22 protein-coding genes are annotated in these 22,314 nt (G+C 67.1%); 12 read left to right on the forward strand and 10 right to left on the reverse strand.

The window, feature by feature from the left end:
• Positions 1-119: 119 nt before the first annotated feature.
• Positions 120-956 carry a 16S rRNA (cytidine(1402)-2'-O)-methyltransferase gene (gene rsmI / locus JWP83_RS22235; RefSeq protein WP_297734886.1) on the reverse strand — a complete coding sequence of 279 codons (837 nt, stop codon included), beginning with the start codon at positions 954-956 and terminating at the stop codon, positions 120-122.
• A 24-nt stretch (positions 957-980) separates the two neighbouring features.
• Between rsmI and JWP83_RS22240 the strand changes: the two genes are divergently transcribed.
• Positions 981-2,546, forward strand: coding sequence for a dolichyl-phosphate-mannose--protein mannosyltransferase (locus tag JWP83_RS22240; RefSeq protein ID WP_297734889.1), 1,566 nt, complete (start codon positions 981-983; stop codon positions 2,544-2,546).
• Positions 2,547-2,631: 85 nt separating this feature from the next.
• Here the strand turns inward: JWP83_RS22240 and arcA are convergent, their stop codons facing one another.
• Positions 2,632-3,843, reverse strand: a complete 1,212-nt coding sequence (gene arcA / locus JWP83_RS22245) for an arginine deiminase (RefSeq protein WP_297734892.1) — start codon at positions 3,841-3,843, stop codon at positions 2,632-2,634.
• Positions 3,844-3,912: 69 nt separating this feature from the next.
• On the opposite strand from arcA, the gene JWP83_RS22250 reads away from it, so the two are divergent.
• Positions 3,913-4,509: an alpha-ketoglutarate-dependent dioxygenase AlkB gene (locus tag JWP83_RS22250; protein ID WP_297734895.1), complete on the forward strand. Its 597-nt coding sequence runs from the start codon at positions 3,913-3,915 to the stop codon at positions 4,507-4,509.
• Between the two features lie 57 nt (positions 4,510-4,566).
• On the opposite strand, the gene JWP83_RS22255 is transcribed toward JWP83_RS22250, so the two are convergent.
• Genes JWP83_RS22255 through JWP83_RS22265 form a run of 3 tightly spaced genes read right to left on the reverse strand, consistent with a single transcriptional unit; the run spans position 4,567 to position 6,882 of the window.
• Positions 4,567-5,223: a DUF5642 family protein gene (locus tag JWP83_RS22255; RefSeq protein ID WP_297734898.1), complete on the reverse strand. Its 657-nt coding sequence runs from the start codon at positions 5,221-5,223 to the stop codon at positions 4,567-4,569.
• 27 nt (positions 5,224-5,250) lie between these two features.
• The gene (locus tag JWP83_RS22260; protein ID WP_297734901.1) at positions 5,251-5,931 is read right to left on the reverse strand and encodes a DUF5642 family protein; all 681 of its coding nucleotides are present in this window, start codon (positions 5,929-5,931) and stop codon (positions 5,251-5,253) included.
• 6 nt (positions 5,932-5,937) lie between these two features.
• Positions 5,938-6,882, reverse strand: a complete 945-nt coding sequence (locus JWP83_RS22265) for a GNAT family N-acetyltransferase (protein ID WP_297734943.1) — start codon at positions 6,880-6,882, stop codon at positions 5,938-5,940.
• 456 nt (positions 6,883-7,338) lie between these two features.
• Between JWP83_RS22265 and JWP83_RS22270 the strand changes: the two genes are divergently transcribed.
• From JWP83_RS22270 to JWP83_RS22295, 6 genes are all read left to right on the forward strand, one after another.
• Complete coding sequence (locus tag JWP83_RS22270; RefSeq protein ID WP_297734904.1) at positions 7,339-7,551, forward strand: hypothetical protein; 213 nt, start codon at positions 7,339-7,341, stop codon at positions 7,549-7,551.
• A gap of 547 nt (positions 7,552-8,098) precedes the next feature.
• Positions 8,099-9,262, forward strand: coding sequence for a low specificity L-threonine aldolase (locus JWP83_RS22275; RefSeq protein ID WP_297734908.1), 1,164 nt, complete (start codon positions 8,099-8,101; stop codon positions 9,260-9,262).
• Positions 9,259-11,076: an FAD/NAD(P)-binding protein gene (locus tag JWP83_RS22280; protein ID WP_297734911.1), complete on the forward strand. Its 1,818-nt coding sequence runs from the start codon at positions 9,259-9,261 to the stop codon at positions 11,074-11,076. Before JWP83_RS22275 ends, JWP83_RS22280 begins: the two co-directional genes overlap by 4 nt.
• A gap of 5 nt (positions 11,077-11,081) precedes the next feature.
• Positions 11,082-12,356, forward strand: a complete 1,275-nt coding sequence (locus JWP83_RS22285) for a hypothetical protein (RefSeq protein ID WP_297734914.1) — start codon at positions 11,082-11,084, stop codon at positions 12,354-12,356.
• A 5-nt stretch (positions 12,357-12,361) separates the two neighbouring features.
• The gene (locus JWP83_RS22290) at positions 12,362-13,336 is read left to right on the forward strand and encodes a homoserine O-succinyltransferase (protein ID WP_297734917.1); all 975 of its coding nucleotides are present in this window, start codon (positions 12,362-12,364) and stop codon (positions 13,334-13,336) included.
• A gap of 4 nt (positions 13,337-13,340) precedes the next feature.
• Positions 13,341-14,627: an O-acetylhomoserine aminocarboxypropyltransferase/cysteine synthase family protein gene (locus JWP83_RS22295; RefSeq protein WP_297734920.1), complete on the forward strand. Its 1,287-nt coding sequence runs from the start codon at positions 13,341-13,343 to the stop codon at positions 14,625-14,627.
• A 40-nt stretch (positions 14,628-14,667) separates the two neighbouring features.
• Here JWP83_RS22295 and JWP83_RS22300 read toward each other — a convergent pair whose 3' ends face one another.
• The 5 genes from JWP83_RS22300 to JWP83_RS22320 form a co-directional block, all read right to left on the reverse strand.
• The gene (locus tag JWP83_RS22300; protein ID WP_297734922.1) at positions 14,668-16,059 is read right to left on the reverse strand and encodes a hypothetical protein; all 1,392 of its coding nucleotides are present in this window, start codon (positions 16,057-16,059) and stop codon (positions 14,668-14,670) included.
• 88 nt (positions 16,060-16,147) lie between these two features.
• Positions 16,148-17,689 carry an amino acid adenylation domain-containing protein gene (locus JWP83_RS22305; protein WP_367185666.1) on the reverse strand — a complete coding sequence of 514 codons (1,542 nt, stop codon included), beginning with the start codon at positions 17,687-17,689 and terminating at the stop codon, positions 16,148-16,150.
• 5 nt (positions 17,690-17,694) lie between these two features.
• Positions 17,695-17,982: a hypothetical protein gene (locus JWP83_RS22310; RefSeq protein WP_297734924.1), complete on the reverse strand. Its 288-nt coding sequence runs from the start codon at positions 17,980-17,982 to the stop codon at positions 17,695-17,697.
• Between the two features lie 137 nt (positions 17,983-18,119).
• Positions 18,120-18,779, reverse strand: a complete 660-nt coding sequence (locus JWP83_RS22315; RefSeq protein ID WP_297734927.1) for a cutinase family protein — start codon at positions 18,777-18,779, stop codon at positions 18,120-18,122.
• Positions 18,776-19,705 carry a TIGR03621 family F420-dependent LLM class oxidoreductase gene (locus JWP83_RS22320; RefSeq protein ID WP_297734930.1) on the reverse strand — a complete coding sequence of 310 codons (930 nt, stop codon included), beginning with the start codon at positions 19,703-19,705 and terminating at the stop codon, positions 18,776-18,778. The genes JWP83_RS22315 and JWP83_RS22320 overlap by 4 nt, the downstream gene beginning before the upstream one ends.
• A 105-nt stretch (positions 19,706-19,810) precedes the next feature.
• Between JWP83_RS22320 and JWP83_RS22325 the strand changes: the two genes are divergently transcribed.
• The 4 genes from JWP83_RS22325 to JWP83_RS22340 all read left to right on the forward strand — a co-directional run bounded on the left by JWP83_RS22325 (position 19,811) and on the right by JWP83_RS22340 (position 22,196).
• Positions 19,811-20,749: a phytanoyl-CoA dioxygenase family protein gene (locus tag JWP83_RS22325; RefSeq protein WP_297734933.1), complete on the forward strand. Its 939-nt coding sequence runs from the start codon at positions 19,811-19,813 to the stop codon at positions 20,747-20,749.
• 86 nt (positions 20,750-20,835) lie between these two features.
• Positions 20,836-21,081, forward strand: a complete 246-nt coding sequence (locus tag JWP83_RS22330) for an acyl carrier protein (RefSeq protein WP_297734936.1) — start codon at positions 20,836-20,838, stop codon at positions 21,079-21,081.
• Positions 21,078-21,533: a holo-ACP synthase gene (locus JWP83_RS22335; protein WP_297734937.1), complete on the forward strand. Its 456-nt coding sequence runs from the start codon at positions 21,078-21,080 to the stop codon at positions 21,531-21,533. Before JWP83_RS22330 ends, JWP83_RS22335 begins: the two co-directional genes overlap by 4 nt.
• Positions 21,534-21,545: 12 nt before the next feature.
• Entirely contained in the window at positions 21,546-22,196 is a 651-nt protein-coding gene (locus JWP83_RS22340) for a hypothetical protein (protein WP_297734940.1), read from the forward strand.
• Positions 22,197-22,314 lie beyond the last annotated feature (118 nt).

Consider the following 22,314-nt stretch of genomic DNA (forward strand, 5'->3'; position numbering starts at 1 on the left):
GCCCGCGGGCCCGCCGGCCCTGCCGCCACTGCCCCCGCTGCCTGGCCCGCCGCCCCTCCCCCCGCCCCCGCAGTTGTGCACGCCCGGAATCGGTCCGTTCAAGGCCTGCACGCCCAGAGCTATTCGCCGCGTAACTGCAGGACCGCGTCGTAGAGCTGGCGCGTACGCACGTCCGGATGCGCCGCGGCCACCTCGCTGCAGGCGTCCTTGACGCGCACCCCTCCGGCGACCAGCTCCTGCACTTCGGCCAACAGAGATGGCAGGTCGGCGCGCGGCGTCGCGCCGGCGAGTACGACGGTGATCTCGCCGAGCACACCGTTGTTCGCCCACGCCGCCAGCTCCTCGAGCGACCCGCGCACCACTTCCTCGTGCACCTTCGTCAGCTCCCGGCACACCACCGCGCGGCGTGCACCGCCGAGTTCGTCCGCGGCGTCGCGCAGGCACGCGGCGAGCCGGCGCGGCGATTCGAAGAACACGCAGGTGCGCCGCTCGTCGGCCAGCGAGGCCAACCATGCCCGGCGCGCCGACTTCTTGCGCGGGGCGAAACCCTCGAAGCAGAACCGCTCCGACGGCAGCCCGGACACGGCGAGCGCGGTCGTCACCGCGGACGGGCCGGGGAGGCACTGGACCGGAAGCCCGGCGTCCACGCACGCAACCACCAGCCGGTAGCCCGGGTCGCTGATCAACGGCATCCCGGCGTCGCTGACCATCAACACCGTCGCGCCGGCCTTCATCGCGTCGACCAGAGCGGGCACCCGGACGGCCTCGACCCGGTCGTACAGGCTGACCACCCGGCCGCTGATCGGCGCGTCGAGCGCCTTGGCCAGGATCCGCACCCGCCGGGTGTCCTCGGCGGCCACCACGTCGGCGCGGGCCAGCGCGTCGATCAGCCGTGGCGAGGCATCCGACGGCTGGCCAAGGGGCGTCGCGCCCAGCAATAGGCGACCGGAGGTCATGACGGACAGCCTACGATCGACGTGATGACCGCCCCGCCCCGCGAAGCCTCCGTCGCCTCGGAAAACCGCGTCGAGCGCGTCGTACCCGTCGACAGCCCGGGCCCACTCGTTCCGGTCGCCGACTTCGGCCCAACCGACCACATTCGCGGCTGGGTCGCGACCGGCGTGATCACGGTGCTGGCGACGGTGACCCGGTTCCTCAACCTGGGCTCGCCTACCGATGCCGGCACGCCCGTCTTCGACGAGAAGCACTACGCGCCTCAGGCCTGGCAGGTGCTGCACAACCACGGGGTGGAAGACAACCCCGGGTTCGGTCTGGTCGTCCACCCGCCGGTCGGCAAGCAACTGATCGCGATCGGCGAGGCGATCTTCGGTTACAACGGGGTGGGCTGGCGATTCACCGGCGCGCTGCTGGGCGTTGCGATGGTGGTGCTGGTGATGCGGATCGTGCGACGGATCAGCCGCTCGACCTTGGTCGGGGCGATCGCCGGGGTGCTGGTGATCTGCGACGGCGTCAGCTTCGTCACCGCGCGGACCGCCCTGCTCGACGGCATGCTGACCTTCTTCGTGGTCGCGGCGTTCGGCGCGCTCATCGTCGACCGGGATCAGGTGCGCCAGCGAATGCACATCGCGCTGGTTGAGGGCCGCATCGGCGAATCCCTGTGGGGTCCCCGGCTGGGGGTGCGCTGGTGGCGGTTCGGCGCCGGGGTGTTGCTCGGATTGGCTTGCGGGACAAAGTGGTCCGGCCTCTATTTCGTGCTGTTCTTCGGCGCGATGTCGTTGGCGTTCGACGTCGCGGCGCGGCGCCAATACCAAGTGACAAGGCCGTGGCTGGGGGTTTTCCGCCGCGACCTGATCCCCACCGCGTATGCGCTGGCGCTCATCCCGTTCGCGGTCTACCTCGCCAGCTACGCGCCCTGGTTCGCGTCCGAGACCGCGATCGACCGCCACGAGGTCGGCCAGTCGATCGGCCGCCACTCCCTCGTTCCCATGCCCGACGCCATTCGCTCGCTTTGGCACTACACCGCCAGGGCCTTCCAGTTTCATGCGGGCCTGACGAATTCCGCCGGCAACTACCACCCGTGGGAATCCAAACCGTGGAGCTGGCCGATGTCGTTGCGGCCTGTTCTATATGCCATCGACCAGCAAAACGTTCCCGGCTGTGGCGCGCAGTCGTGTGTCAAGGCGGAGATGTTGGTCGGCACTCCAGCCATGTGGTGGCTGACGGTGCCGGTGCTGCTCTATGCGACATGGCGGACGCTGGTGCGCCGCGACTGGCGCTACGCCGCCGTCTTGACCGGTTACTGCGCGGGGTGGCTGCCGTGGTTCGCCGACATCGACCGGCAGATGTACTTCTTCTACGCCGCGACGATGGCTCCGTTTTTGGCCATGGCCATCGCGCTGATCTGCGGCGACATCCTCTACGCGCGCCGCCAAAGCTCCGAGCGGCGCACACTGGGGCTCATCGCGGTGAGTTGTTATGCGGCTTTAGTCGTGACCAACTTCGCCTGGTTGTTCCCGGTGCTCACCGGCCTGCCCATCTCCCAGCAGACCTGGAACATGGAGATCTGGCTGCCCAGCTGGCGTTAGTTTTCCGCGTCGAAACTGCGTCCAAGGGCGGGCGCACCTTGAAGCCAGTCCGAATCCGACGCGCTGAGCGCAGACTCGATGCCAGCTAAAGAAGATCGCGTGCGACGGGGCAGGACATGCATCGGGGGCCGCCGCGGCCGGTGCTCAATTCGGAACCCGCGATGGTGAGCACTTCGATGCCCGCGTCGCGCAAGCGGGCGTTGGTCTGCACGTTGCGCTCGTACGCCACCACGACGCCGGGCGCCAGGGCCAACGTGTTGTTGCCGTCGTCCCACTGCTCGCGCTCGGCGACGAGGGGATCGAGCCCGGTGCCGATGACCCGCAGTTTGTCGATTCTCATCGCCTTGGCGGCGGCCTCCAGAAACGGCGTTTCGTCGCCGATGGTGGCGCCCTCGGGGGTGCGCTGGATCGGGAACGCCGACAGCGTGTCGACGATGTTCGCGTACATCACCACGGTGTCGGTGTCGACCATCGTGCACACCGTGTCCAGGTGCATTTGCGCGCGCCGCTGGGCGATCGGCACCGCGAGCACCGTGTCCGCGAGGTCGTCGTCAAAAAGGCTGCGCGCCAACGCTTCCGCGCCGGCAGGGGTGGTCCGTTCACCAACCCCGACCGCGACCACACCGGGCGCGAGCAGCAGCACGTCACCGCCCTCGACGGGGGCGGTGCGCGACTCGTAGGCGCGCCGCACCCCGGTGAACCGCGGGTGATGGGCATAGATCAGATCGGTCAACGACGCCTCGCGAACGCGCGCCCGCAGCGCCAGGGTGGGGATCACCACCCGCGGCCCGATCCAGATCGACGAGTCCCGGGTGAACACCAGGTTCGGCAATGGATCGATGACGAAATCCGCCCCGTGGTGCATGCGAAGCACCAGCGAGACGTCGGTCCGGGTGTCCGGCGGCAGCTCGTTGAACGTCATGCCGGCCATCAGCACGCTGGCGAGCATGACCGGGTCAATTCCCCGCAGGTAGGCCGAAAGCTCTTGCGCCAGTGGCGTTCCGAGCCGACGCGCATCCACCGCCGCGGCGACCCCCTGCATCCGGGCGGCCCCGCTGTGGCTGAGCGCCTCGGTCAGCAGGTCGGACAGCAGCAGCACCTCGACGCCACGGGAACGCAGCAGTGCGGCGAACTGGTCATGCTCTTCCTGTGCCCGCGCGACCCAGGGCAACCCGTCGAACAGCAACTGGTCGGTGTTGCGCGGATTGAGCCGGCGCAGCTCCGCCCCGGGGCGGTGCAGGATGGCGGCCCGCAGCGCGCCCACCTCGGAATTGGTGCCCAGCTCAACAACAGCCACGATGAAAACGGTAGCCGGTCGCCGGACGGTCCCGTCTCCATCGAACTAATGTGCGATAAACTGGGCGCCGTGAGCATCGCGGTTCAGGGCTCGCTGTTCGAGCACACCGAGCGCAGACAGCTCGGTGATGGCGCTTTCATCGAGATCCGCGCCGCCTGGCTGGCCGAGGCCGATGGCCTGCTGAACGAACTGCTGTCGACGGTGCCGTGGCGGGCCGAACGCCGCCACATGTATGACCGGGTGGTCGATGTGCCGCGGCTGGTCAGTTTCCACGACCTGACGGTCGAGGACCCCCCGCACCCGCTGCTCGGGCGGCTGCGGCGGCGGCTCAACGACATTTACGCGGGCGAGCTCGGCGAGCCCTTCACCACCATCGGACTGTGTTGTTATCGCGACGGCTCCGACAGCGTCGCCTGGCACGGTGACACCATCGGGCGCAGCAGCTCGCGCGACACCATGGTGGCGATCGTCAGCCTCGGCGCGACACGCACTTTCGCGATGCGGCGACGTGGCGGCGGCCCGTCGCTGCGACTGCCGCAGGCCCACGGCGACCTGCTGGTGATGGGCGGATCGTGCCAGCGCACCTGGGAGCACGCGGTGCCCAAGACCTCGGCGCCCACCGGTCCACGCGTCAGCATCCAGTTCCGCCCGCGCGACGTCCGCTAGATCTGACTGCGCGACTCTGCCCCGCAAGCGGGGGGACCGGCGCTCGCCGTCGCCGCGCTAGCTCCGGACCGCGGCCACCGACTTGACGAGCAGGTCGCGGGCGCGTTGGGTATCGATCTTGGCCACCGGCTGGTCCGGGATGACCAGCGGATTGGCGATGACGATCACCTGGTAATCACCGAATTGGGCCGAATAGTCGTACAGCTCGCCGGTGCGCGCTCCCCCGTCCACCACGGCCTGCAGCACGCGGTGCACGCCCGCCGTGCGAGCCCCGTCGACGTGCGGCGCATCGATCACCTCGATGCCGCCCCGCACCCCGTTCCCGGCGAACGCGACCTTAGTGCAGTCCTTCCCGGGGTCGTTGAATGGCAGGGCTTTTGAGGTCTCCACGGCGATGACGACGAACCGGTTGCCGTTGCCCTCGGCGGAGACGGCGGCCATATTGCCCTGCAAGTCGGGCGGCATGTCCGGGCCCACCGCCACTTTCGCGCAGTTGGCGGGGTCGAACGTCAGGCCGTCGGGCAGCTTCCGGGCCGAGAGCAGCTTGGGGTCGATCCCCCGAACGGGGAGGTCGGTGACCTTGTAGTCGGGCCCGAAGCTTGACTTGACGTCGGCGACCTTGCCGATGTCCGCCTTCACCGGGGCGGGATCGCTACCCGACGAGCATCCGGCGAGCACGCACACTGATGCGGTCGCGAGCAACACCTTCAACATCGTGGCCAATCTACCCAAAGGGGATGCTCAGCTGCGTAACGTGGACACCGTTTTGACGAGGAGATCGGCGGCGAATTGCGGCGGCAGCGGGGGCAGTGCCGAACCGGGGTCCGTGGTCAGCGTGGTGAACGTGTAGTAGTTGCCGAGATATGCGGTGAAGGTGTATGCGCGCGAATCGATTTCGGTGCCCGATTCGACGGATGACTTGGTGTCGGCCATCATGCCGAGGGTTGCGACGCCGTCGATGTGTGGGGCGTCGATGAGCCGAACGCTGGCCGCGGTGTGGTCGTCGATCATGGTCCACCCGCCGCATGCCGCCACGAGACGCTGGTCGAGATCCACCGGCCCCGGCAAAGCCACCACCACCGCGTCGACGACGCCGCCGGTCCCCGACCCGGAGAAGCCCTGCGCGGTTTGGTCGCGATCGTCGCCGGGGTCGGCGAGTGTCGCGCATTGCGGCGGCTTGGCCCTCGCGTCGGGTTCGAGGCTCCAGATCACCCTCGGTGAGGCCCCGCTCGGGATGCCGGTGGTCACCTCGTAGTTGGGCGGCAGCTCGCCAACCACCCGCTTGATGTTGGCGGGGTTGACGGGCGCGTTGTGGGCCGTGGATTTGGTGGGCGTGGCCGACGGCGCGGGCGCGGGCGCATGCGCGCATGCCGCCAGCAGCAGCGCGGAAACCGTCGCTGGTCCAATCGCGAACAGCCGCATGCCCGTTCAGCCGGCCGCTTCGATCACTTGGCGCGCAACCCGTTTGATTCGATCGGCCATCTGACCCCCGAAGCTCAGCCGGCGGGGCACGTCGATGACGGTGGCGACGACGCCGATGTCCTCGCGCTGCCACACCGCGCCGTAATGGTCCATGATCGCGCGCATCGGCGTGTTGTCGGAAAGCATTCGCGCGGAGAACCTTTCGACCCCGTCGACCCTGGCGGCGACGGACAGCGCGCTGATCAGGAAGCTCCCGATCCCGCGGCCCTGGTAGGCGTCGGCGACGGTGAAGGCGATCTCGGCGGTTGTCGGATCGCTCTCGTCGCGCACGAAGCGAGCGTCGGCGACCGGGTCGTTACCGTCGGTCACCACCCACACGAAGTGGTCGACGTAGTCGACCTCGGACAGGTAGTGCAGCAACGCCGGGCTGGGCACGCGGGCCGTCATGAACCGCCGGTACAGCGTCTCGCTGGAGAATTGGATGTGGCCGTGCATGGTCCGTTCGTCGTCGCCGGGCAGGACCGGGCGCAGCATCAGGCGGGTACCGTCGCGGACCTCGATGGGGATGGGGGTGATGAATGCGGCCAGACGCTGGCGCACGGTGCGCAGCAACCGCGGCATGACCCCGGGAATGTGCACCATCCGGGTGAAGGCGTCGTTGTCGCCGATCCATCCGGTCAGCGGTTCGGCCGTCGTGACGGTCGCAATGCGCGGTCTGTCGCGCAACAGGGCTATTTCCCCGATGATTGTGCCCGGCGACGCCTGTCCGACGACAACCGCACCGTCGCTTTCGACGCGCTTGATCTGGGCCGTTCCCGACGAGATAAGCAGGAAGGAAACGGCCTGCTCGCCCTGCTGCATGAGCACCTGGCCGGTCGCGGCGTGCAGCGGTTGGAGCCGGGCGGCTAGCGCCACCAGATCTTCGGCAGTGCAGCCCTCGAAGATGTCCATCGTCGCGAGCTCTTCCGCCCGCGCGCCGGTCAGTTCGGCCACTGCGATCTCCCGCCGGAGTTGTCGCTCTGCAGGGGGTGAAGCTGGCTACTCGCGATAACCGCTGTGGCCTGACCTTCCCGCCTGCGTTGCCGTCGTCTACCACGCCAGGCCGAGACTCCTGGACGCGGTCGGGTCTTGCTCAGGTTATGAGGCGGTTTCGGGCTGCGGCAAGGATGGTCGGTGAAGGGCCGGTCGCTGCGTCATGGGAAGCGCGGCAGCCACATGGATGCTTGGGGGCTTCAACGATGACCCAAACACAACACAGAACCGGGAGGGGACGGGCCGAATCTTACGCTTACGTGCTCGAACCCGCTTCGACTGTGAGCGCCGCGACCATCGAGGCACAGTGCCGCCGCGCAGCCTGAATTTCGTCGTCAGCTCCGTGGCCGCCCGACGAAGCTCAAAGAGGTCGGGGTGCAGATCGCCATCGATGATTTCGGCATCCCAGCATCGGTGTCCACGCCGACGGTATTGCCCATTAGCGGGTCAGGCAAATCGGCCCGTCCGACGGTCCGCCAGATCGAACCCGTCGATCCCATGGAGCGGGACGACGAACGATACCCGACGACAGCCGAGGGATCCAGTGCAGTTAATCGATTGGTATTGAAGGTGTGTATCCGCAGGTGAGAGGCCTTGGGGTGCCGGCAGCTAGCAACAGCGAGGCAACCTCGCCGATCGCCGCCCACTCCCGACTCATGCTGATCGCTGCTCGCGGCAACCATCCGCCCCGCGCACTCACGCTGGTCAGGCGGATATTTCCTCGAGGAACTGGCCCACAAAACGCGCGGTCTGTTCACTACCGAGTCTTCCGGAGATGCTGATGCTTTCTGCATCGAAATAAACTGAATGTTGGCGATCTACTTCTGTTGTAATCTAATAGTATGTAAGCTGTGGCGTCAGGTGCATTATCGGTATACACATCCCTTCGCAGTCAAGCGTCGGCGTAACAACCGCGGGTTGGGCTGCTTCCCGTTAGGAGGAGCACGTGTCGCTGGTGACCCCACAGGCAGAAACGCTGGCGTTGACGGCTGGAGACTTGCAGGGCGTCGGGTCCGCAGTGGTCGCCCGGAATGCGGAAAGGAGCCATTCAGGTGCCTGAATGCGTGCCCGCAACGGTGGGAGGCTGCTGGAGGAGCGCCGGGCTGCCTTCGACCCTGGGAGAAGGTGACGGCACATGAGCGCTGTCCCGATGGAGGTAGTCGCGCGTGTGGAGAGTCGTTCCTTCACCAGCGACAACACCGCCGGAGGTGCACCCGAGATCATCGCAGCTGTTGCAGCGGCAGCATCCGGGCAGGCACCACCCTATGGCACCGACAGTTGGACTTTGAGCGCACGACGCCGCTTCAGCGAGATCTTTGATTGCGACGTCGATCTGCTCCCCGTTTCCACCGGCTCGGCGGCGAACGCGTTGAGCTTGGCCGCGCTGACCCCACCGTGGGGCAGCGTGTTATGCCACCGCGAAAGCCATATCAACAACGACGAGTGCGGTGCACCGGAGTTCTTCACGGGGGGCGCCAAACTCGTTGCCCTGGGCGGGGAAAACGCCAAGATCGACGCCGACGAGCTGCAGGCCGCGGTGCATCGCAAGGTCGGAGACGTGCACAGCGTGCAACCCTCCGTGTTGAGCCTCACCCAGGCAACCGAGACCGGGGCGGTATACACCCCCGCCGAGATCGGACACCTGGCCTGCATTGCGAAGGACGCCGGCCTACGCGTTCACATGGATGGCGCCCGCCTCGCCAACGCCGTCGCCGCATTGGGCTGCAGCCCCGCCGAGCTGACCTGGCGCGCCGGCGTCGACATGCTGTCCTTTGGCGCCATCAAGAACGGGAGCATAACCGCCGATGCGATCGTCGTCTTCGAGCGCTCCGTGACCACCGACCTCAGCTTCCGCGTCAAGCGAGCCGGACAACTCGCCGCCAAGATGCGTTTCGCCGCCGTCCAACTCGACGCCTACCTCGCCGACGATCTGTGGCTGCGCAATGCCCGCCACGCCAATGCCATGACCGCGCGGCTGGAAGAGGGGCTGAAGTCTATTCCCGGCACTGGCCTCGTGGGCACGCCAGAGGCGAACATCCTCTTCTGCCGCCTGTCCCGGCAGGTCATCGATGGACTTCTGGACCAGGGTTACGGCTTTTACCACGACCGCTGGGAGCCAGGCGTCGTCCGTTTCGTCACCTCCTTCGCCACCACGACTCACGATGTCGACGAGCTGGTACACGCAGTCCGCCGACTCACCGTGGCCACCATCGAGGAACGCCGGTCTAAACGGGCTCGAACGCAGAGATCAGCCAGTGGCCGCCGATCTGAGGCCGCGTGTATGGGGGGCGTCCGATGATCGAGATGGCCATCGTGGGGCTCGGCTCTTGGGGTCTGTGCGTCCTGGAGCGGACGGTGAGTCGGGCCCGGCGGACGGGGACGCCGGTGCGGGTGCACATGATCGAACCCGCTCAGCTCGGAGGCGGGGTTTACTCCGCCGAACAGCCCGACTTCCTGGTGCTCAACAACGCCTGCGGTCAGCTCTCCCTCTACGTCGCCCCGGACGGGGACCCCCTCCCCCCCTACGCCGTGGGCCTGCACCCGTGGGCGGTGGTCCGCGGCTACCGCTGGGTGGGATACGAGTGCCGAATCGGCGCCGGGGGTGACCCGATCCTGCCCACCGACTACCTGCCCCGGCGGTTGATGGGCGAGTACCTGGTCTGGTTCTACGACACGCTGCTGGCCTACGCCCCGTCCAACCTCGAGATCGTCCGGCACTACGCGGCGGCCGTCGACATCTCGCAGGCCCTCCTGGGGCGCGAGGCGGTGCTGCTCGACAACGGCACCACCCTCACCGTCGACCACGTAGTGCTGACCTCGGGGCACACCTGGAACCACGAGCGCGGGGCCGACGGGGGCGTGCGCTACCTGCAGGCCTACCCCATCGAGTCCCTCGACCAGAGCGTTCCGGCCGGATCCTCGCTGGCCGTGGCCGGCATGGGCCTGGTCGGCTACGACGTCCTCACCGCCGTCACCGTCGGACGAGGCGGGACCTTCGAGGACCGGTGCGACCGGGCCGACCGCATGCGGTACGTGCCCTCGGGCCGAGAGCCGACCATCACCCTCTACTCGCGCTCGGGCGCGCCGTACTGCGCCAAGTCGGCCACCGGCGTCGACCCCTACGGCCAGTACCAGCCCGTGGTGTGCACCCCCGAGGAGTTCGCTGCGCTGACCAATCCGGGCGGGTCGCCAATGCGGCGGCACGTGGACTTCCGGGCTGAGCTTCTCCCGCTGATCTTCGCCGAGATGCAGGCGCGCTACTACATACACGCCGCCTTGCTGGCCGGGGGCGACCTGAAGTCGACCGAGGTCCGCGCCGTCCTCCGCCAAGGCTGGGTCGACGGGTACTACGAGAAGGCCGTCGACGTTCTCGAGCCGCGCTACGGGCGCTTCGACCCGGCCAGCCACCTCTTCGCCGGGACAGACCGCCACTACACGTCGGCCGCCGACTACCAGGGCCAGGTCTACGACATGATCGAGGACGACCTCACCGAGGCCCTGCGACCCGGGGGGAGCCCCGTCAAGGCGGCCCAGGAGGTGCTGCGCATCCTCCGGGACCAGCTGCGTTCGGTCATCGAGTTCGGTGGTCTCTCCCTCGACTCCTACGTCGAGTTCCAGTCCAACGTCCGGGGCCGCATCAACCGGCTGGAGGCGGGCGTGCCGCCCATGCGCTCCCAGCAGCTGCTGGGGCTGCTCGACGCCGGAGTGGTGCGCATCCCGCTCGGACCTGACCCGGAGTTGGCGCCCAGCCCCGACGGCGTCCGCCTGAGCTCCACGGCCCTCGACGAGCCGACGGCCGTGACGGTCGACGGGGTGGTGCGGGGCTATCTCGACATGCCCTCGCTGGCCCGGTCGGGCTCTCCCCTGCTCAACCGTCTCTACGCCAAGGGAAGGCTTACCCAGCTCAGCTACGGTGACACGCCCGTGGGCAGCGTGGCCATCAATGAGGACTTCCACCCTTACGACACCGAGGGCCGGCTGCAGCCCAACATCTCCTTGCTGGGCGTGCTCACCGAGGGGGTGCGCTACTTCACCCACTACCTGCCCTCGCCCCGCAGCCGCCTCCGGGCCGTCTACGACGCCCAGGACTGCGTCGAGGCCGTGATCGGCTGAGCACAATGATGGATTCCACGACCGGACGGGCGCGGCCGCTGGTGGCGGTGGCCTACGGGCCGCGTTGCGTTCCCGTGATGCAGCTGGCCGAAGCGGCCGCAGGCCTCTGCGACCTGCTGTGGATGATCGACACGGCCGTGCCGGGGATGGGTGAGATGGCCGGTCTCCTCAACCGCTTCGGCCCCGTTGTAGACCTCGAGGGCATGAGTGCCGAGCAGGCGGTCAAGATCCTGGCCGACTGGGAGCCCGACGGCATGACCACCTACCTCGACGCCGGCATGGTCGAACTGGCCCGTGTGGCCGAGGGGCTGGGCCTCCCCTTCCACAGCCCGGCGACCGCCGCCGCCCTCACCGACAAGGCCCGTCAGCGCAGGGCCCTGGCCGACGGCGGCATCGACATACCCCCCTGCCACCTCGTTCGCCCGGACCAGTCCGAGCCCGAGCTCTCGGCCGTCGAGGCCGAGGTGGGGTGGCCCGCCATCCTCAAGCCACGCTCGGCCCAGGGCAGCCGCTGCACCTTCCTGGCCCGCGACGGTGCCGAGCTCGAGAAGCTGCTCGACGCCCTCGGCCCGCGCCGCCCCGACATGGTGCTCGAGGGTTACCTGGCCGACGATCCGGCCCGGGCCGGCGACCCCTACGCCGGCTACGTGTCGGTCGAGAGTGTGGTGGCCGGCGGCGCCATCAGCCACTTGGCCCTGACCGGCCGCTTCCCGCCGGCCGAGAACTTCCGTGAGACCGGGTTCTTCATTCCCGCCGCACTCGACGCCGGGAGCCGCTCGGCCGTCCTGGACCTGGCCACCCGGGCCATCGATGCCCTGGGGGTACGCACCGGATGCCTGCACACCGAGGTCAAGTTCACACCCGACGGGCCCCGCATCATCGAGGTCAACGGACGGGTGGGCGGCGGTGTGCCCGAGATGCTGGAGCGGGCCGCCGGCGTCAGCCTGCTCGACCTCACCCTGCGGGTGGCCCTGGGCGAGCCGGTGTCCGTCGACGGGCCCGTGGCCACCGACCGGATCGGCTACCGCTTCTTCCTCCAGCCGCCGACCGTGTCGGCCACGGTGACGGCCATCGAGGGCATCAACGACTTCACCGACCGCGCCGAGGTGGACACGGTCAGCGTCCACCAGGGCCCGGGGGCCGCCCTCGACTGGCGGGACGGCTCCGGCAACCACATCGTGGCCGTGGTCGGCTCGACCGACGACGAGAAGCAGTTGCAGGCGGCTTACCGGCTCCTCCACCAGGAGGTCACAGTCACCTACACCGACGTGAGGCATTGAACGGGATGGGCGTTCGACTGGCAGGGGCCCTCGACGCGGGGGCGGCTTCAGACCGGACCGAGGGACCGGTGCGGTGGACGTGCGCCCTGGTCAACAACATGCCCGACGCCGCCTTCGGCGCCACCGAGCGACAGTTCGTGGGCCTTCTGGACGCCGGGTCCGGGTGTGAGACCGTCGTCCTGACCCGCCACACCATGGCCGGGGTGCCCCGCGGCGAGCGGATCCGGGCCCGTATCGCCGCCGATTACCGTCCCCTCGAGGACATCACCTCGGACCCCCCCGACCTGCTGGTGGTGACCGGCTCCAACCCGATCGAGTCCCGCATCGAGGACGAGCCCTACTGGCCCGATCTGTGCGGCCTGCTGCGGTGGGGGAGCGAAAACGTGCCGGCCATGGTGCTGTCCTGCCTATCGGCCCACGCGGCCCTGGCCGTCTTCGACGGCGTCGAACGGACCACCCTGCCGGTCAAGTGCACGGGCGTCTTCGGCCAGGAGGCCCACCCGACTCACCCTCTGGCCGCCGGGTTCGACGGTCCCGTCGTCCTGCCCCACTCGCGGCTCAACGCCGTGCCCGTAGAGGCGGTGGCCGCCGCCGGCTACGCCGTGGCCCTGCAGTCGGAGGAGGTGGGGTGGAGCGTGGTCACGAAGACGGTGGGCCGCTCGGAGGTCGTGCTGGTCCAGGCCCATCCGGAGTACGACCCCTCGAGCCTCGTGCGCGAGTACGGCCGGGACGTGCGGCGCTACGCTGGCCACGAGTGTGATGCACTGCCCTGCCTCCCCCGGGACTGCGTGGCCGGCCCGGACTGGGACGGGCTCCGCCGGCTGCACGAGCGGGTGGTGGGCGGCGAGCGGGACCCGGCCCTGGTGGCCGCCTTCCCCTTCGACGAGGTCGGCGCCCGCGCCCCCTGGCAGTGGCGGGGCGCGGCCCTGCGTATGTACGCCAACCTGTTGGACACCATCCCGAAGAGGAGCGTGGCCTGAGACCATGCACGACGAGACTATCGCCATCCACGGTGGCTACACACCCGACGGGACGCGGGCCGTGGCCGTGCCCATCTATCAGACGGTGGCACACGACTTCATCGACGCCGCCCACGCCGGTGCCGTGCTCGATCTGGAGACGCCCGGCTTCCACTACAACCGGCTCAACAATCCGACCTTAGAAGTCCTCGAGCAGCGCATCTGCGCCCTCGAAGGCGGGACAGCGGCCCTGGTGGTGGCTTCGGGCATGGCCGCCGTCAGCTACGCCATCCTGACGGTGGCCAGTGCCGGCTCGAACTTCGTGGTGGCCCCCCAGCTCTACGGGGCCACCTTTACCTACTTCGCGCACGTGCTGCCCACCCTGGGCATCGAGGCGCGCTTCGCCGTCGACGACCGCGCCGAGTCGATCGCCCCCCTCATCGACGAGAACACGCGCGCCGTCTTCTGCGAGACCATCGGCAACCCGGCCGGCAACATCGTGGACCTCGAGGCCGTGGCCGCCGTGGCCCATGCGGCCGGCGTGCCCCTCATCGTGGACAACACGGTGGCCACGCCGCTCATGCTCAAGCCCTTCGAACACGGGGCCGATGTGGTCGTCCACTCGCTGACCAAGTTCGTGGGCGGCCACGGCACCACCCTCGGTGGGGCCATCGTGGACGGCGGCCGGTTCCCGTGGGCCGACCATCCCGACCGCTTCCCCATGTTCAACCGGCCCGAGCCCGCCTTCCACGGCGTCGTCTTCGCCCGCGACTTCCCCGAGCGGCCCTTCACCGTGCGGGCCCGCTCCACCCAGCTGCGCAACAGCGGCGCGACCCTTTCCCCCTTCAACGCCTTCCTGCTCCTCCAGGGCCTCGAGACGATGGCCCTGCGGCTCGAGCGCCACGAGGCCAACGCCCGGGCCGTGGCCGACTACCTGGCCGCCGACCCCCGGGTGGCCTGGGTGAGCTTCGCCGGCTTCCCGGACCATCCCTACCACCACCTGGTCGAGCGCTACCTCCACGGGCGCGTGCCGTCCATCGTCACCTTCGGGGCCGAGGGGGGCTACGAGGCGGGACTGGCCTTCTTCGATGCGCTCCAGCTCGTCAAGCGGCTGCTCAATCTGGGGGACGCCAAGACCCTGGCCATCCATCCGGCCTCCACCACCCACCGCCAGCTGTCCGACGAGGAGCTGGTGAAGGCCGGCATCCGGCCGGAGACGATCCGCCTGTCCATCGGGATCGAGCACATCGACGACATCATCGACGACATCGACCAGGCCCTGGCCAAGGCCATGGCTGGGCGAGCCGGCTGAGCCACCCGCAGGTGTGGGGCCCGCATGGGTGTTGGCTAGATCACCTGGGGTCGAACTGCTTCGACTTTCCCGACCACAGTCGGTCGATCGAACTGACCTCTTGCACACCGACATCCGACTCCGGCCCGCCGTGCCGGCGGAGCACGTCGATCAGTTCCATCCGCAGACGCTGTAGGTCGCATGACCCGTCGGTCACCACGGACAGGTCGACACCACCTTGCGTCTTGCCCACGAAGAAGTCGGCGACGCCGGGGTTGGCAAGGACAGTCTGCTCGAAGGCCACCCGGGGCACCGCAGCACCGCTTTCGTACTCGAAGGCTCCGTCGATCCGACCGCCGACCGCGGTGATGCGGCGATGAGCACAACCGCACGGACACGGCTCGTCGGTCATCGTCACCGCGTCTACCAGGTCGTAGCGGATCAGCGGCTGCGTCAGGTTGAACAGGTTGGTCAACAGCAGCCGTTCCGCAGGTTGCCCATATGGCACGAGGTTGCCATCGGCATCCGCCGGCTCGAGAATCACCAGATCATCGGCGACGTGCATGCCTTCTCCAACGCCGCATGGAAAGGCATAGGTGCCCTCTGAGCAGCCCCAGAACTCCGAAGCCTCGATCCCCCACGCGGCCCGAACCGCCTCTCGCACGGGCGGGGTGCAGACCTCTCCCGCCACGCTAACCCAGGTCGGTTTGATGGTGAGTCGTCCTGCGATCGACTCCAACGCCAGCTCCCGCATGAGGCTCGGCCACGCTTGGAGAGCTTGCACCGCAGGACGCGCGTTGTTGAGGCCGTCGACAATCTCGTCCAGGGGTTGCGTGCCGCCGGAGCAGTGCGATGGCGGCCCTCCGCTTTCGAAGGTGCTGAAGTTGTGAAATATCCCCGACTCATGCCGAGTGCTGGTAGCGAAGGCCTGCGCGAGCACCGCATCCGGGGCTTCACCGCGTCGCCCGGTCCAGCGCGAGCCCTGCATCACGAACGTGACGAACGCGTCCCAGCCGTAGACATGGACTGCTTGGGTTCCTATATATCCAGACGTGATAATTGCCTGGTACCGGTCATCCAGGTACCCGCGGTCGCCGTCCGACTGATCGAGGTGTTGTTGGACCCGGGCCAGTGTCAACCTGGGGTCCGTGACCACTCGGTCGAACTCCGCCATCATCTCTGCTCTGGTCAGGACCGGCAGAGAGGGAAGGTCGGACTCTGTGAAATTCGCCAGATCGCGGCCTGCCAGTCGTTCCCGCCAGAACGGCGAGCGATCGGCGGCCCACGTCAGCAGCTCCCGGAGACGCCGTTCGCGTTCTGCGGCGAGACGCCCTGCGTCCCAGCGCAGCCGGCGCACGCCCTTCAAGTACGCATCTTGCAAGTCGGCACGCTGGTGCCGGACCAGCTGCTCGTAACTTCCCACGGACGTCGCGCCCGTTGCCATCGCTTGCACCAACCAATTGTAGCCTAAATGTCACAATTTCATACTATTCGTAGCTAAAAAGCGATCCGGGACAACGGAGAGTTGCCTTCTCGACGGCTCAGGCCCCTTCGTTCGGCGGCGACAAGCCAGCCTCCCTAAGCAGCCGTCGCTCGTCGACCTTGCTCGAGGACGTCAAGGGCAAGTTGGCCACTAAGACAAATTGATCGGGCAGCATCGTTTCCGGGAGCCGTTGGCTGGCGGCCTGGCGGACGGCGACAGGGGTGAACTCGCCGTCCGCCACCACGAATGCGACGACCCCCAGATCGCCCTCCAAGTCGAAGGTCGTGCATGCCGCGGATGCGACCCCGTCGATACCCCCCAGCGCCTCGGTCACCTCGACCAGCGACATCCTCACACCGTGTCGCTTGATGACGCGGTCCGAACGCCCCACGTACACGTAGTTGCCCCGGTCGTCGCGGAAGACGAGGTCACCAGTGCGGTAGAGGGTGGTTCCTTCGACGACGTCCGTCCGCAGCACAGCTGCGCTCAGCGCCGGGTCGTTCAGATATCCAGCCATGAGCTGCAGTCCGCCGATGTACAGCTCGCCGACCACTCCAGGACGATCCACCAGCTTTCCGTGCTCATCAACGAGGTGAAACGAGATCCCGGGATGAGGATGACCGACCGGTACCAGCCCCTCGTCGAGCAACTCGGGCGTCAGTTCCAGATGGGCGACGGCGATGGTCGTCTCGGTCGGGCCGTACCGGTTCACCACCCGCAGTCCCGGACTGGCGGCCCACACCGCCCTGATATCGGCCGTGGACGGCGCTTCGCCGCCCAGGGCCATCACTCTCAGCGGGGTGTCAGCCAACCGCGCCAGACGGCCGCTGGCCCGGAGCAACCGGAGGTAGCTGGGAGAGAAGCTGGTCGCCGTGATTCCCTCGCTGACGACAATCGAGAAGAACCTGCGTGGGAACAGGAGGGCTTCCCGGTCGGGGATAACGAGGGGGACGCCGCGCACGAGCGGAGGAAAGATGGCAGAGAAGGACCCGTCAAAGTGCACGGGCGAAACGCAAAGGGTCCGGTCGTCCGCAGTGAGTCCTACGGCGTCGGCGCATGCTTGGACTGCGGTGAAAAAGGCCTCCGGGGGAATCTGCACCCCCTTGGGGATACCGGTTGTCCCCGACGTGTAAATGACGTAGGAGATGGGGCCGGTTACCGGTGGTGGCATGGGCCCATCCGCGACGCTCAACGCCGAAAGAGAGGTCCACGCCGTGCCGACGGGAAGTCCCGATGGCGCCGTTTGGTCCGAGCCCGCTGTGATCACCTGTGCGGGCCGGCAGTCAGCCACGATCTGCGCACGGCGGAGAACCGGATCGGTGATCGCCAGCGGAACGAAAGTGGCGCCCGCCCACAGACAGCCCAGCGCCGCCACCACGAAGTCCACAGAATTGCCGATCAGCAGGGCAACCCGATCTCCGGGCTCGACGCCTTTTTGAAGCAAGCCAGCGGCCACTCTCCCAGCTGCGGCGCCCAATTCGCCACGGGTCAACGCGCGATCCAGGTCCTTGACAGCGGGCCGATCCGGGGCTCGATCGGCGTGGTCCAGCACCGCACCGAGCACGCCGTGGTCCGTCACGCCTTCTTGCAGGTGCTGCACGCTCGCTATTCTCGCTCACACATCGTGTGGAACGCCCGCCGGGGCAACCAGCGCCTTGGGCTGTCAGGCATCCGCAGCAGCCGGCGACCGCGTCCGACCCGCCGGCGCGCCCGGCCGAGCCTCAGCAGGAAGAGCACCCCCGAGGCGCCGAACAGGATCGCGCGGACGAGCAGCCAGTTCCACAGATAGACGTTCTCGCTGAAGCCGGTGATTCCCCCGAAGCAGGAGTTGGAGAGCCGGAAGATCATCGGCGCGAACATCACGAACAGCCGCCCGCAGATCACGGTCGGCACCCGCCTTTAGTAATTTCCTAGGCAACTGGTCACTCCCGGGTGACCAGCGGACCCACCAACCGGTGCCGTCTCGCACCCGAACCGGAAGGTGCGGAACGCCACCGCGATGCATAGGAGCTGCCAAATCTCCCATTCGGCTAGAGCCGACTCGCAGCGAAAGTCGCGGCCTGATTAACCATCCCGGACTGCACATAGCGAACGTGCGCCGACATATCCCTGCCGTAGGAGCAAATCGGATCTCCGAGATTACACAAGTCAATGGCCTTAGCCCCGTACAGCGGGCTCATCGCGGTCAGCGGTGCCCCCAGCGATTTAGCCCACGGATTTCCGAGGACGGCGACCGCGGCAACGTGGTCAGCCACCTGTGGCGTCATCGGCGCGGGGGTGAAGCCGGCAAGAACTGTTTGGGCGGTGATGAGATCTATCACCATTGCGCCTTGGGAATATCCACCGAGCACCAGCCTGGTCTTGGGACAGTTCGCAGCCATCGACTGAATGTGAGCGTTCGCATCGCTGGCGCCAGCGGATGCAGACGGGGCCAAGTCTTCGATGGCGGGGTAGTTGACGGGATATACCCCGACGGACCGAGCCCCAACTTGTGAGCGCAATGAATCGATAAATTCCTGTCCGACCCAACCAGCACCAGATGAATCGTTGGTGCCGCGAGCAAACGTCACCTCAATGTCGGGGCATGGAGCTGCAGCGGCGGTGGAAGGAATGCTGACGGCCGCATTCAGCATCGCGCAGGTTGTCACAACTGCAGCACCAAGGAAACCAGCACTCTGGCGGGTGCTCACGTCGCCGTGCCCGCGAGCCGGGCGACCACAGGCGCGAAGGACTCCATCGCCTCGCCCGGCACCACGATGTTGGTGAAGCCCCACCTCTCGCGGCGCTCCAGAAGCCGCTCACACAATTCATCCGGGGTGCCGATCAGGACGATCGGAAGCTCGAGCGCGTCCTCACCACCCGGAAGGCCGAGCATGGTTGCGGTGCGCACGGCGGCGCGGCGGCTGGCGACGGCTCTGGTGGCGAAGGCCACAATCTGGAGCTCGATCGAACCGAACCGATCCGGCGCCGCTTCTCGTACCCAGGTAAGGCAACGGTCGTAGCGATCGAGCGTGGCCTGGCTCGTCGTTCCATCACTCTTGTCGCCAACGCTCAGGTTCGTATTGATCCCAACGGTGTCCGCCTCCCGGGCTGCGAGCGTAAGCAGCCGTTTGCTTCCACCCCCAACCATGACGCGAGGTGGCGAAGCCGGGCGAGGATCACAGCGGGCGCCGCGCACCGTGTAATACTTCCCTTCGAGTGTCGCCTCCCCCTCACTCCACAGCATCTTCATGACAGCGAGGCTCTCGGTCAGCCGGTCCACGCGGACAGCCAGCTCGTCGAACTCGATCCCCGCTTGCTCATAATCGCTCCCGAGCCAACCCGCTCCAAGACCCAGCTCGACCCGCCCTTCGGCCGCCAAGCCGAGCGTGGCGATCTCCTTGGCCAAAACCACAGGATGGCGGAAATCGTTGTTCAACACGAAGGACCCCACGTGGAGGGTGGAGGTCGCTTCGGCGGCCACGGTCGTGGCTACGAGAGGCCCGAACTGGGCGTCAAGATGGTCAGAAACGTACAGGGTCGAGTAACCGAGACCCTCGGCCATACGGGCCTGGTCCCGCCAAGCCGACATGGTTGGCGCGACCGCCGCGTACACGCCGAATCGAAACGGGAACATCTGTCGTCGCACCTCCACTGCTCGGGTCACGAGAGCCAGGTGTCAACCGGCCGGCGTTCAGCGGATCGCCCTCGTTTTGGCCCTGAGTCCTGTACAGTATGCACCATGTCAGCAGCAATACAGACAATAAGTTCGGATTCTCCGCCAGCGGCTGTATGCACGGTTGGTTCAGGCTCCTCGCCCGCAGACATCGCGAAGGTGCTCGACGAAGACGGGTGTGTGGTCATTTCCGACCTCGCACCTCCTCAAACGATGGATCAGATACGGGCCGAGCTCGGGGCGCACCTCGCTGCCACCAGCGGAGGCAACACTGACTTCCTGGGCAGCACCACCCGCCGGACCGGCGCCCTGATCGCCCGTTCGCCGACCTCTCGCTCACTCATTACCCACCCGACGATCATCGACACGCTCGACCTCGTGTTGGGCGACCACGCCAGCACCTTCCAGGTCGACCTGACCCAGCTGGTTACCATCGGACCCGGTGAGCCGGCGCAGATGATTCATCGGGATCAGTGGTCGTTCGATCGCTACCAGTTCCCGAGGGGCTTCGAAGCCGAAGTCGGCACCATGTGGGCCATGACCGACTTCACTGAAGAGATGGGTGCGACACGGATGGTGGTGGGCAGCCACCGGTGGGAGGACGATCCCGACGAGGTGGACCCCGCCCTGTCCTCCCCGGCGGTCATGACCAAGGGTTCGGTCCTCTTGTACACGGGCTCGATATTCCACGGCGGGGGCGCCAACACCACCAAGACCAGCCGGATCGGGATGAACGTGGGCTACTCGCTCGGGTGGCTGCGCCAGGAGGAAAACCAATATCTCGCCTGCCCGCCCGAGATCGCCCGCACCCTCCCCGAGGGGCTGCTCAGGCTGATGGGCTACCAGCGCGGCTCCTACGCCATCGGCTACGTGGACAACATGCGAGAACCCCTTGACTGGCTGTACGGCAGCCCGGCGTTCATGTCGGACTTCTACGAATACCGCCGCGCCGCTCGCAAGCGGCTCAAGGCGACCGGGAGCTACGTTCCGCCCACGCATTCTTAGCCGGGGCTGAGCCCAATATTGGTTTACTTGCTGGACCCGACACTGGCTGAAAAGTTGAGCCACGGCAGAGATGTGAGGAAAGTGTGATGCAGGACCAGATTCGTGACGTTTTAGCTGCTCATGGCCGTATGGCGGTTGATCCACGCGAGGTGGACGATCAAGCCGACCTCTACGAACTCGGCCTGACGTCGCATGCGTCGGTCGATGTGATGCTTGCGCTTGAGGATGCATTCGACATCGAGTTCCCAGACGAAGTGCTCAAGAAGTCCACCTTCGCTTCCATACACAACATCGCGCAGGTAGTCGAAGGCCTAGTCAAAGCGCCTGCATGATGCTAGGTGCGGTAGCGGTCGACCCGCAGTCGGCCCCGCGGATCTCTTTGCCGGGCGAGGTCGACGCGCGTCGCGTCCGCGTCGGATGCGACGTCGTGGCAATTGAGGATGTCCAGAACTCGCTGGCGACGTTCGGGGACCGGTACCTGCGCAAGGTTTTCACGGCGAGCGAAATCAATGACTGCCAGGGCCGCAACCGGGTGCACAGACTGGCGGCGCGGTTCGCGGCCAAGGAAGCAGTGATCAAGGCGTTCGCAGAACCTGCCATGCCATTTCCCTGGCGCGAGATCGAGGTGACACGGGACGGTCCGCTGCCTCTGCTTCGGCTTGGCGGAACCCTCGCCCAGCGGGCACGACACCAAGGCTGGCTCAGCTCGTCTTTGTCACTTTCGCACGCCGATTGCCACGCAATGGCTGTCGTTCTCGTGGTCTGTAGTCCGGCCGAGTTCTGAGCAGGAAACTTCATGCGCTTCAAGTCCGCCTCCGGTCCGATGACCCGCAGACACGATCCGGCATGGGTTTGGATGATTGGCGCGTTCGCCGGCGCGCTCGCGCTTGCCGTGGCCATTCTGGCCGCTTACGGCATCGGTCCCGATGGCCTCAGGCTGGGGGTGCGCGCCACGGCGCGCTGGTCGTTTCTTTTTTTCTGGCTTTCCTACGCCGGCGGCGCGATGGCTATCCTGTTCGGCCCAGCCTTTGCCGGGCTGGCGCGCGGGGCGCGAGCCTTCGGTCTGGCCTTCGCCACCGCGCTTCAGGTCCATATCGGATTGGTCGTCTGGCTGGGCGTCGTCATCGGCCAGATTCCGCTGCAGGCCGGCTTGTTGTGGTTCTTCCTGGTCGCGCTGTTCCTCACCTACCTGCTGGTGCTGCTGTCCTTCGGAATCGGAATGCGCAACCTGGGACGTCTATGGCGGCCACTGCTCTTCTTGGGCACGACTTACATTCTGATGGCCTTCGGCCGGGATTTTGTGTTGGGCGCACTCGACCAGAAGACACAGCATTGGCTCTACGCCGCCGAATATGTGCCGTTCGCCTTGTTGAGCCTCATTGCAATCCCGCTGCGCCTTGCCGCGTTTCTTCGCCAGCGCTTCGGATTGTATTCCGCCACGGTCTGACGCACCTCGCCGAACTGTTTCGTAACGGAACGAAATTTCGGCGCTGTGATGCTGCGCAGCATCGGGCCGTCTTGTGATCTTGCGCAGTCATCAAGCGCCCACTCGTCGAGCAGGCGTG

This window comes from Mycobacterium sp. (assembly GCF_025965855.1).
GTDB lineage: Bacteria > Actinomycetota > Actinomycetes > Mycobacteriales > Mycobacteriaceae > Mycobacterium.

Excerpts from the sequence above, each read along its gene's own strand:
- JWP83_RS22320 (WP_297734930.1), bottom strand. The coding sequence starts at position 19,705 with ATGTTCCCGTTTCGATTCGGCGTGTACGCGGCGGTCGCGCCAACCATG.
- JWP83_RS22240 (WP_297734889.1), top strand. The coding sequence starts at position 981 with ATGACCGCCCCGCCCCGCGAAGCCTCCGTCGCCTCGGAAAACCGCGTC.
- JWP83_RS22265 (WP_297734943.1), bottom strand. The coding sequence starts at position 6,882 with ATGGACATCTTCGAGGGCTGCACTGCCGAAGATCTGGTGGCGCTAGCC.
- JWP83_RS22325 (WP_297734933.1), top strand. The coding sequence starts at position 19,811 with ATGTCAGCAGCAATACAGACAATAAGTTCGGATTCTCCGCCAGCGGCT.
- JWP83_RS22275 (WP_297734908.1), top strand. The coding sequence starts at position 8,099 with ATGAGCGCTGTCCCGATGGAGGTAGTCGCGCGTGTGGAGAGTCGTTCC.
- JWP83_RS22335 (WP_297734937.1), top strand. The coding sequence starts at position 21,078 with ATGATGCTAGGTGCGGTAGCGGTCGACCCGCAGTCGGCCCCGCGGATC.
- JWP83_RS22330 (WP_297734936.1), top strand. The coding sequence starts at position 20,836 with ATGCAGGACCAGATTCGTGACGTTTTAGCTGCTCATGGCCGTATGGCG.
- rsmI (WP_297734886.1), bottom strand. The coding sequence starts at position 956 with ATGACCTCCGGTCGCCTATTGCTGGGCGCGACGCCCCTTGGCCAGCCG.
- JWP83_RS22280 (WP_297734911.1), top strand. The coding sequence starts at position 9,259 with ATGATCGAGATGGCCATCGTGGGGCTCGGCTCTTGGGGTCTGTGCGTC.
- JWP83_RS22295 (WP_297734920.1), top strand. The coding sequence starts at position 13,341 with ATGCACGACGAGACTATCGCCATCCACGGTGGCTACACACCCGACGGG.
- JWP83_RS22340 (WP_297734940.1), top strand. The coding sequence starts at position 21,546 with ATGCGCTTCAAGTCCGCCTCCGGTCCGATGACCCGCAGACACGATCCG.
- JWP83_RS22260 (WP_297734901.1), bottom strand. The coding sequence starts at position 5,931 with ATGCGGCTGTTCGCGATTGGACCAGCGACGGTTTCCGCGCTGCTGCTG.
- JWP83_RS22255 (WP_297734898.1), bottom strand. The coding sequence starts at position 5,223 with ATGTTGAAGGTGTTGCTCGCGACCGCATCAGTGTGCGTGCTCGCCGGA.
- JWP83_RS22285 (WP_297734914.1), top strand. The coding sequence starts at position 11,082 with ATGATGGATTCCACGACCGGACGGGCGCGGCCGCTGGTGGCGGTGGCC.
- JWP83_RS22290 (WP_297734917.1), top strand. The coding sequence starts at position 12,362 with ATGGGCGTTCGACTGGCAGGGGCCCTCGACGCGGGGGCGGCTTCAGAC.